The following is a 9,897-nucleotide window of genomic DNA, read 5'->3' on the forward strand; positions in this document are numbered from 1 at the left end:
GAGGGGGAGAAGAGAGGAGGAGAAGGGGAGGGGGGGGGGGTGGGGGGGGGGTGGGGGGGGGGGGGGGGGGGGCGTCCCCCCCCCCCCCCCCCCCTCTCCTCGCATTACATCACGCGATGGCCGACGCGCTCACCGGGTGAGATTGGTAGTGAACTCGTTGGCCGGGTCGTCACAGTGCACCACCTTGTTCGGCCGGTTTCCCGGGCCGTCACCGATGATCGGTGCCGGGGCGTCGACCCCCCACGGGTTGCCGCCACTGCCGCGGGTGGCCGCTGAGCAGGAACCGTAGGCGTTGCCGTTGGGAGCGGTGGCGGGGAAATTGGAGAAGTTCCTCCAGTCTCCACCGATGATCCGCTGGTTCGACCGGCGGCCGAGGTTGTCGGTCAGCTGGTCGTCGACGTAGAGGTAGAGGTCGGGCATGTAGGACTGGAAGACGATGCCGTTGGACGGAGTCGCGTCGCCGTTCCTCTGCAGGTGCATCGGCTTCACGGACCCGTCGGCGCAGAAGGCCGCGGCGATGTCCTGCCAGATCGGAGGCGCATTGCCGATCATGGAGCCGCCCATGTTGTTGTTCCAGGATCCAGTGTTCTTGAAGAACATCGCGTAGACGTCTCCGGCGAACCGCTTCACCGCGTGGTTGGCCTGCAGGCTCGCGTTGACCTTGTCCACCCACGCTTTGACGTTGTCGTTGATCGACTTGTGGCCGATCATGGCGCGGTAGCCGTGCACGCCGCCGCCGACGGCACGGAAGTCGACGCACTGCTTGGCGTCGTCGATGCGTGCCCCGCGGAAGTGCGGGAAGTACGCCTGACCCGGAGTGTCCCCGTCCGTGTAGGGGTGGGAGGTGTGGACGTTGCCGTACTCCAGCGCGTCCTGCGTGGTGTAGTCGATGTCCGGCGCCGGAATCCCGTAGTCCGCCTCGATCGTCTTCATGATCTTGGTGACGAAGTGGGGCAGGTGGGCGTTGCCGACGCGGGCCCGGTAGTTCGACCCGGCGCTGCCGTCAACGATCTTCCCGTCCTCACCGACCACGAACGTCACGTTCACATCAGACTTGATCTTGTAGCTGTTCGGGTCCCTGTACGCCTCGGAGGCGGGCTTGGAGACGTCAGGACGCAGGTTGGACATGGCCATCCATACGGGGATCGACATCGCGGGGGCGGAGCCGTCGGCGCGCGGAGCGGAGCCGCCTTCCCTGATGTCCTTGGCCCACTGATCGGCCGCGTCCCACGTCTGCTGCCCCGTGCACTCGCCGACGGCTTTCGCCGTCGGGCAGCGCGCCTCGGAGGACAGACCGCGGGCGTCGGCTCCCTCCGGGTTGTTCCACAGCGGCCCCTTGTCGGCCAGGCCCAGCCCCCAGTCGTAGAGGGACTTCATGGACCGCACGGGCGAGTTGATCTCCGTCGACACCGGCCAGTTGGAGTTCAGCTCCTGATTCGAGTCGAAGATCGCGGCCGCGGTCAGGGAGCGCTGGACGAACGTGCCCCTGATCGGCTTGAAGGCGACGGAGTTCCAGGCGATGTCGCGGTCGGCGGTGGCCCCCTTCGAGTAGTTCGTCAGTGTCACCTTCGGGGTGGAGGTGAACTTGTACGCGCCCAGCGGCACCCACTGGCCGTTGCTCGCGTCCTGGTCGACGTACCGTTCGTAGGGGCCGCCAACAGCGCCGCTGATGACGTACTTCGCGTCCTTGGTCTGCGCTCCGGTGTCGGGGATGTAGGCGTAGACGGCTGCGAGGTCGTACGTCTTGCCCGCCGTCCACTCGCCTTCGATCGTCATCCGGTTGCCGTCGCCGCCGAGGTGGTCCTCGTCACGGGTGTGGGTGTACCAGAAGTGGCCGCCGTGGCCGCCGCCGATCGAATGCAGATCGGCCTTCGCCTCATAGTGCTGGTCCCAGTCGGGATGGAAGGTGAACTGGAACGTGCCCGTCGACGCCGCTGTCCCGCAAGCCGACCACGTCGGTGTGCCGGTGGGGATGGAGGTGACGACATCGGAGCCCGCCGGGGCGCCGGCGCACACCGGACTGCCGTTCTTCAGCCGGTAGCCTCGGCCGGGCTCGGCGCGCAGGGTCTGGTACTTGATGTTCTCGTGCCCGCACGTCTGCTCACAGTCGGGCTTCCACGTCGCGTTCTCCTGGTTCCACCAGAACTGCCGGTAGCAGGCCTCGTCCGGGCAGTCGACCGGGCTGGCGGGGTTGCAGTTGTTCTTCGTGTTGCAGAAGGTGCTGATCGGCGGGCTGACGCGGGAGCGGTCGGCAACGGTGGTCCACCACGCGGGGTTGAAGCCGGCGGAGGAGAACCCCGATTCGCCCTTCCAGCCCTGGCGGCCGTCCGTGCCGTAGGAGAAGCCGGTGTCGATGGACCAGGCGGACCAGCCCATCACCTTCATCTCGTACGGCCAGTACTGCGGGGTCGCCGCGTCACGGATGTTGTTCGTGTTGAGGCTCACATCCATGAACGGGTGGTCCCAGGCGCCCTTCTTGTACATGGGGTTGGCGGGGTTGTTGTACCAGCCCAGGCCCCAGCTGCCGCCGTTCTGGCCGGCCGCCGACTTGGGGTTGAAGCCGAGGTTGTAGTTCCAGGCCGCCGTGAACCAGTTCTCCACGCGGGAGGGATCGTCGTTGTTGACCGTAATCTTCTGCCCGTCGGCGTGCACCTCGTTCCACTTGTCGGTGAGGATCTTCATGGAGGCGGCGATGTTGGTGGCGTAGTCGACGGCGATCGCCTTCTGCAGCGCCGGCTCAAGACTCGTTTCGCCGGTCTTCTCGTGCCCCTTCAGGCGCATGCCGTCGGTGACCTGGCCGACGCCGTAACCGCAGTCGGACTTGTCCCAGTTGATGCGCCAGTAGCCGAGCAGGGTGTCCTTCGCGCTGTGGCCGTAGTAGCCGTCCACGGCTGCCAGCGGGCTGCCCATCTGGCCGGGGACCGCACCGGATTCGGCCTGCCACAGGTTGGACTCCTGTGCCAGGATGCCGAGCAGCACGTTGGCGGGGATCCGGCCGCCTCCCTTCAGCTCCGGGCGGGGGAACAGGCCCTGGGGGTCGGTCGAAAGGAGCCCGGCCTGGCCGCGGTAGTCGCCCTGACGGATCCAATTGCTGCGCAGCTCGCCGCGTACGGCCATGTCCACCGCCCACTCGACCTGGTTGGACGTCGGCTGCAGCGCCTGCACACTCATGTCGTTACGGGAGACGGAGCACCAGCGGTCGGTGTCACGGGGGTCGTGGGAGTCGGGCGCGGCCGCGGCCGCACGGGGCAGCGTACGCGGCTTGGCGTCGCCGGTCAGGGCGGGGGAGAGACCGTCGACGGGGCTCTGCCGCGTCGGGGCGACCCGCTGCTGGACCTCCTTGCCCGTCGCCGTGACGGTCGACGTGACCGTCATCGTGGTGTCGTCGTCCGATGTCTCGGGGGCCATACCGGAGCGGGAACGCACACCCGCCTCGGGCTCGGCCGGCCTGTCGAAGTCCTTCCCGGCCGCCTTGATCCGGGTCAGTCCGGCGCGGACACCGGGGGTGAGTACGGGGGCGACGGCAAGGCGACCGTGGGAGGAGACGTCGGTGTCGGCCGGCGCGTCGAGCCGGGTGACTCCGCTCCCCTTCACCTTGACGTTCTGGGGACGGCCGGTGAGGAAGACGCGGCCCTGCGCGCCGGGCACCAGCTCCAGGTCGCCCAGGTGCCCGGTGGCGACCGTGAGCGGCTGACCGCTGCCGCCGTACACCTTCGCCTGCGCCGTCTTCGTGTCCTTGCGATCCACGAAGCCGATCCGGTCACCTGCCATGGGGCGGATGTCGAAGGGGATGCTGTCGCCCCTGGCGAGACGGCGGATCTTCCCCTTGCCGTCGATCTGGACGAGATCGCGGCCCAGACCGGCGACGACACCGCCCTTCACCGGTGCCGCCGACGAAACCTGCCCTCGCAGCTCCCCCGTCTTCACGACCGTGGTGCCGGCCGTGTCCACGGTTATCACCTGCGTCTTCACCTGCGCCACGTCGTTCATGTCGCGGTACTGGGTGAAGGCGGCCGTGTGCGTGGTGGTGTTACAGGTGGGGTCGAAGTAGGCGAGCGTGGCGGTGAACGGCAGCTTCGTCACCTCACCCGTCCTGGTGTTCACGATCGCCGTGAACGCGCCGCCCTGCATGAGGTCGGGCTTGTTCGTGAACGCGCGCGGGGCATACACAGCGGCCACATGGGCGTCGTCCATGACGCACTGGTTGCCGATCCACGAGTCGGCGGGCACTCCCGGCTCCGCCAGCGCGGCGACCGTCTTCCACTCGTACGCCTTTGCTTCATCGGCGACAAGTATCTTGAAGGCCTTGGCGTCGGCCGCGCCGGTCACAGCGCGGTCCTCGGAGATCTTCCAGCCCTTGCCCAGCGTCTCGTCCGGACTGTCCACACGTCCGGACGTGGCGGGTGGCGGGGCATCCCCGGTGGAGGGGGTTGGCGCGGCAGCCGCAGGAACGGCTTGGAGCAGGCCCCCGGTCAAGGCCGCACAGGCAGCCACCGCGGCTACCGGCACGCATGCCCGTCGGATGGATCTCAAGAGAGAACTCCCCCGTATCTCGTCGGTCAGAGGCTGTGCCCGCTCGGGCACAGCCCAGTTCACCCGGCCGGTGGGACCAAGCCTTCACAGGGCTGCCCCCCCAGTGCGGGCGTCTACTCAGCTGGTCCGCACATCCGGTGCGGCCAACAGATCTCCGATGAACGGCTCGCCCGCGCACCTGCGGGCGGCGGCCACCGGTATGCGCGGTCTCGGCGGAGCTGGAAAACCCCCGCCCATACCGCAAGTCATGAGGCCCGTCGCAGCCAGGAGCACCGGCCGAGCAGGGGGTCTACCTGCTCTGACCGGCCGCGCGAAAGGGCATGACATGCCGCGTGAGCGGATATGACCAGCACTGCTGTCCCTCAGCCCACAGCGGCCGGACAGCGGGCATTTCCCCCTGCCGCACCTGTGCGTTGCGGCATCACACCCTGCCGGCTGAGAGCCCGTCTTTTTGAACCCGCGTGCCCGCTGAGCCCCGCCCACCGGGCCGGGGCCCCGTCCACCGGTGTGCCGCCCGTCAGTACCGCATCATCCAGTGCTGCTCCGGCGGATAGTCCGAGGCACAGGTCCACAGGGTGAGGTAGGTGCCGTTGCCGGACGAACCGCCCTTGTTGGTAAGGCACTTGTCCGAGTACTTGGTCTTGATGGACCAGTCGTCCGACCAGAACTGCTGGCTGCGGTTGTTGCCGCTGTTGTCGCACGGCCACAGGGTGAGCACCGCGCCGTTGACGTTGTACCCGTCGCCCTGCGGGGTCAGGCACTTCCCGCTCGCCTTGTGGACGATCTGGTAGTCGTCGCGGTCCCACTTCTGGAGCTCGTCCCCCGTGCAGGTCCACAGGGTGATGATGGTCCCGTTGGCCGTGCTGTTGCCCTTGGGGGTGGCGCACTTTCCGGGGTACCAGCTGCCGGGGCCGACCGGGGTGAAGAGCTCTCCCCAGTTGGGGCCGGCCGCCGAGGCCTGCGGGGCCATGGCCGTATGGAAGCCCACCGCCAGGAAGACCGCCGACAGGAACGCCATTGGCTTGCGCATGACACGCCTTTCATCAGGGAGATATTTGCCGTCTGCAACACCGGTGAATCTAGCCACGCCCGGCGGGCTGGGATGTGCGAGGCGTGCAGAGTTTCTCCACAATCCACGCAGCACCCCTGGCGTCACATGTCGTCGCTGCCCGGGGCGGCGAAGTCGGAGAACCGCGGCGCGCCCGGTTCGAGGGGGAGCCTGGTGGCGCGGGCGGTGTAGTTGATGGCGTGGTACCAGCCGCACAGCATCAGCAGATCCAGCAGTTGTTGGGGGGGAACTCGGTGGCCAGCCGCGCCCAACGTGCGTCGTCGAGGTCGTCGTTGGTGTTACGCCACCTGAGGTAGTCCTGGAATTCCCGGGCGAGCACGGTGTGGTTGGAGTGGTTGGAGCCGCCCATCACAAAATTGCGCAGTGGTCCGAACTGACCGTGCACGCACCCGGCTCGACGTCCCGACCCTGGAGGCAAGAGCGTTCTGGTCGAGGCGGTCCGGTTCCTGCACCCGCACGTCGATGATGTCTCCCCGGGGGCCTCCGGCCTCGACGAGTCCCCAGCACATCGCACGCGACGGAAGCTTCCTGACTCGCTGCCCCGACGGGGAGCAGCTGCCGCCTGCCTGCCTGCCTTCGCCATCGCGGGCAACACCACGGCATCTATGCGTTCAGAACCGGACAGGGCGGCCATTTCGCGCATCCCTTGGCTACTTTTGAGTCACCTACGTGATCGGGTAGCGTCCGGAGCTGCGTAGTCCGCATCGATGCTCCCGCCCCGTCTTGAGGACCCATGCCTGCCAGCGACCTCCCCGCCCATAGTGCCCATCAGGAGCGCTGTTCCGTCAACGCGGCCACCCTGCGGTCCGCCCAGGTCCGGCCGACTCGAATACCGGGCGGCGGAGCTCTGGTCCCTTGAGATTCCGGATCAGACGCCCAGGCAGCACGCCCGTTCTCCCCCACCCGGAGGAGGACCCGGAACCCGCGCCGGCCGAGCACACCCTTGCGCCAGAGGTCGCCGAGGCGCCTTTGTCGGCCCACGAGATAGAGCTCATACGCGCCTCCGTGTCGGTGGTCGAGCCACTTGCCGCAGACATGACGGTCTACTTCTACGCGATCCTCTTCGCCCGCTATCCCGAAGTACGGCCGATGTTCCCGCCTGGGATGGACGCCCAGCGCGGCCGCCTGTTGCGCGCCCTGCTGCGCATCGTCGACCTGGTCGACGATGTGGAGAACCTGGTCCGCTTCTGCGGACACCTCGGGCGTGACCATCGCAAATTCGGCGCGCTCCGGGCACACTTCCCCGCCGTGGGCGAATGCCTCCTCGCTTCTCTGGCCCGCTACGCCGGTCCCGCCTGGACCCAAGACATCGCCGCCGCCTGGACCAAGGCGTACGGAGCAGTCGCCGACGTCATGATCAGCGCTGCCGAGCAGGACGCGAAGGAACGGCCCGCCGTCTGGCCCGCCACGATCGTGCACCTCGTCCCCTGCGGGCACGGCATCGCCGAGGTCACCCTGCATCCCCACATGCCCTACGAGCATGCCGCCGGTCAGTACGTCAGTGTCGAAACCCCCTGGTATCCCAAGCAGTGGCGCTCCTACTCCCCCGCCAACGCGCCCCGCGAGGACGGCACCCTCACCTTCCACGTACGCGCCGTGCCCGGTGGCTCGGTCAGCAATGCGATGGTGCACCGAGCCGCGGTGGGCGACGTAGTCCACTTGGGCGCGCCCATGGGCGACATGGTGCTGGACGCCGCCGTCCACAGCGACTTGCTCTGCGTGGCCGGCGGCACCGGCCTCGCCCCCATCCGCGCGCTCATCGAAGAGGTCGCTCGACGCGGCGGCCGACACCAGGTGAACCTCTTCCTCGGCGCCCGCACCGGTGCCGAGCTGTACGGGGTGGACGACATGCTGCGCATGGCACAGCGGCATCACTGGCTGACGGTCACGAGCGCGGTCTCCGACGAGTACATCCCTGGGATCCGGGGGTCTCTGCCGCAGGTCCTGGCCGAGTACGGACCGTGGTATCAGCACGACGTCTTCCTCAGCGGTCCGGCCCCAATGATCACGTCCGCCAGGCAGACCCTCACGCTCAGCGGCACGTCGCCGGACCGCATCCATCACGACCCGTTCGACACCCCCGTCCTGGCCACTCCCTGAGGCAGCGCCCGGCCGGCCCCACCCCTGTAGTCACCTCTCCCCCTGTTTCCCTTCCTCCCTGCCAGGAGAGCACTCCGTGTCTTTGCGCCCGACGTCCTTCGGATCAGCAGGTGAACACCTTCTGCAGCAGCAACTGGGAACCGCCGACCGCGCCCACAGGTTCTACGACCAGCAGGTGCGCCCCTGTCTGACACCCCAGATGCGGGACTTCATCGGCCGCCAGTCCATGGTCTTCCTGGCGACCTCCGACTCGCGGGGGGAGTGCGATGCCAGCTTCCGGGCAGGCCCGCCGGGATTCGTCCATGTGATCGACGAACACACCCTGACCTACCCGGAGTTCCGGGGCAACGGTGTGCTCGCCAGCGCCGGCAACATGGGGGAGAATCCTCATCTCGGCATGCTCTTCGTGGACTTCACCCACGACCGCGTCGGCCTTCATGTCAACGGCGTGGCCCGCCTGTACACCGACACCGACCTGCGCTCACTCCATCACGGACTGCCGTCCGACGTCGCACCGGGGCGCGGTCCTGAGCTGTGGGTGCACCTGAGTGTCCAGGAAGCCTATATCCACTGCTCCAAGTACATACCCCACCTGACACAGTCCCCCCGCCCCACCCTTCATGACCCCGCACGCCCCAAGGACGCGCACTACTTCACCGGCCCTCGGCACGCCGCCGACCCGGCCTCCCGCCAACCTGACGCCCCTCGGCGGTAAGCCCCGTTCGCCGCTGCGCACGAAGGACGCGGCACAGCGAGATCGGCGGCTCGCACGAACCACTGCAGACGGTGGTCCACCCGGCCACCGGACCACGGCGATGACGGGCTGGGACACGATGGGGAACACGGGCGGATGAGGTGCTCGTGACCGTGGGGCACCGCGGAGGCCGGGACAAGCGTCACCCCCATGACGACCGGCTACCGCACCCCGCCCAGCGGCGGACCGCCCTCCACTCCGTTGAAATCGTTGTGGAAGTAAGCAACTCAGTTCCGCCGGCTGAGATTCCCGTGGACACGGCCAGAGCCGATCTGCTCTTGGTAGCAGACGGCGACGACTTGAGCGATCGGCGCGGCTGGCTCAATCGCCAGCCTGCTCAAGAGCCGCCCGGCATGGGCCAAGTGGCAGCGCTGGACCACTGGGAGTCTTTCTCGGTGCCGTCGCGATCGCCCTTGCCCGGGAGGTACCCGCCCGCGCGCGGGCTTAACTTGTTCGTTAACCTCTGAACCCGTCAGTTCAACAGGGCAGCCGTGAAAACATCGCGGTGAGCCACCAGCCACCCCTGGATGCGGTCCCAACGTTGCCAACCACCATGCTCGGACAAGGTCTGGGTGTAGACGGGGTCACCATCGGTCACTCGGTCGGCGACGAAGGCCCGGCAGGATGCGGTGGCCTGTTCGATGACGTCAGGCAGTTCTGCGCGCTCCTGCAGGGAGAGGCCATAGCCGTCGGCAAGGATCCGCAGTCGTGTCGGGGCATCCAGTCCCGCGGGATAGAGAGCTGCCGCGGAGGTGGGATCGAGCATGGGAACCCAGTAGCGGGCGGTCATGGCAACATCCCACACTGCTCGGCCGGGGGCCGCCATGTCGAAATCGATCAGGGCTGCGGCATGGCCGTCGCGGAAGACGACGTTTTCCGGGCACACATCGTTGTGGCACAGCATCGTTCCTCCCGCAGGGTCGGCCAGGGATCGGGGCCACTCGGCGCGTGTGTCAACCGCGATGGCCGCGCTGGCGTCGTGCAGGCGCCGCAGCAGGCTCCCCACCGATCTCAACGCGGTCTCAGTCATCACCCAGCGCGGAAACCGCGGTAGAGCGACGTCACCGGGGACGTAGGTCAGCTGCTCGCGGCCGTCCGCGGTGAGACGGACCGGCCTCGGAGCTGCGTCGAACCCGTGCTCTCTGAGCGCGTGGAGATGGGCATGGAGGGCGCGTGCGGTGCGCGGCGCTGGGCGATCCACCACGGCACCGTGGCGGAAGACCGCGCCCGCGTTCACCATGCCGCCGGTCAGGGCTTCGCCCTGTGCCATCTCGCCCTCAGCCGTCATGTCGATCACGCTACCGTCAGGTCGATCACGCGTGGGACGGTCCCGAAATGCGCTTCGAACTAGGGCGTGTTTCGAAAGTAGCGTCGTCCGCCCGAAGGGCGGGCCCGGCGGCGTCTGGTGCGTGCGATCGCAAGGCGGAGGGTCGCCCCGATA

The 9,897-nt window shown here is 68.0% G+C and carries 6 protein-coding genes; 2 read left to right on the forward strand and 4 right to left on the reverse strand.

Going from position 1 to position 9,897, the window contains the following annotated elements; translation table 11 throughout:
• Positions 1-129: 129 nt before the first annotated feature.
• The 3 genes from ACZ499_RS39635 to ACZ499_RS39645 all read right to left on the reverse strand — a co-directional run bounded on the left by ACZ499_RS39635 (position 130) and on the right by ACZ499_RS39645 (position 5,951).
• Positions 130-4,386, reverse strand: a complete 4,257-nt coding sequence (locus tag ACZ499_RS39635; RefSeq protein WP_468682012.1) for a golvesin C-terminal-like domain-containing protein — start codon at positions 4,384-4,386, stop codon at positions 130-132.
• A gap of 664 nt (positions 4,387-5,050) precedes the next feature.
• Entirely contained in the window at positions 5,051-5,563 is a 513-nt protein-coding gene (locus tag ACZ499_RS39640) for an RICIN domain-containing protein (RefSeq protein ID WP_468682013.1), read from the reverse strand.
• A 238-nt stretch (positions 5,564-5,801) separates the two neighbouring features.
• The gene (locus ACZ499_RS39645; RefSeq protein WP_468682015.1) at positions 5,802-5,951 is read right to left on the reverse strand and encodes a hypothetical protein; all 150 of its coding nucleotides are present in this window, start codon (positions 5,949-5,951) and stop codon (positions 5,802-5,804) included.
• Positions 5,952-6,607: 656 nt separating this feature from the next.
• Between ACZ499_RS39645 and ACZ499_RS39650 the strand changes: the two genes are divergently transcribed.
• Positions 6,608-7,702: a globin domain-containing protein gene (locus tag ACZ499_RS39650; RefSeq protein WP_468682017.1), complete on the forward strand. Its 1,095-nt coding sequence runs from the start codon at positions 6,608-6,610 to the stop codon at positions 7,700-7,702.
• A gap of 76 nt (positions 7,703-7,778) precedes the next feature.
• Positions 7,779-8,417, forward strand: coding sequence for a pyridoxamine 5'-phosphate oxidase family protein (locus ACZ499_RS39655; RefSeq protein ID WP_468682019.1), 639 nt, complete (start codon positions 7,779-7,781; stop codon positions 8,415-8,417).
• Between the two features lie 511 nt (positions 8,418-8,928).
• Here ACZ499_RS39655 and ACZ499_RS39660 read toward each other — a convergent pair.
• Complete coding sequence (locus ACZ499_RS39660) at positions 8,929-9,744, reverse strand: phosphotransferase enzyme family protein (RefSeq protein WP_468682023.1); 816 nt, start codon at positions 9,742-9,744, stop codon at positions 8,929-8,931.
• Positions 9,745-9,897 lie beyond the last annotated feature (153 nt).

It is taken from the genome of Streptomyces sp. NPDC031265, from assembly GCF_055570295.1.

Coding starts and splice junctions, on each gene's coding strand:
- ACZ499_RS39660 (WP_468682023.1), bottom strand. CDS start 9,744: ATGACGGCTGAGGGCGAGATGGCACAGGGCGAAGCCCTGACCGGCGGC.
- ACZ499_RS39640 (WP_468682013.1), bottom strand. CDS start 5,563: ATGCGCAAGCCAATGGCGTTCCTGTCGGCGGTCTTCCTGGCGGTGGGC.
- ACZ499_RS39645 (WP_468682015.1), bottom strand. CDS start 5,951: ATGGGCGGCTCCAACCACTCCAACCACACCGTGCTCGCCCGGGAATTC.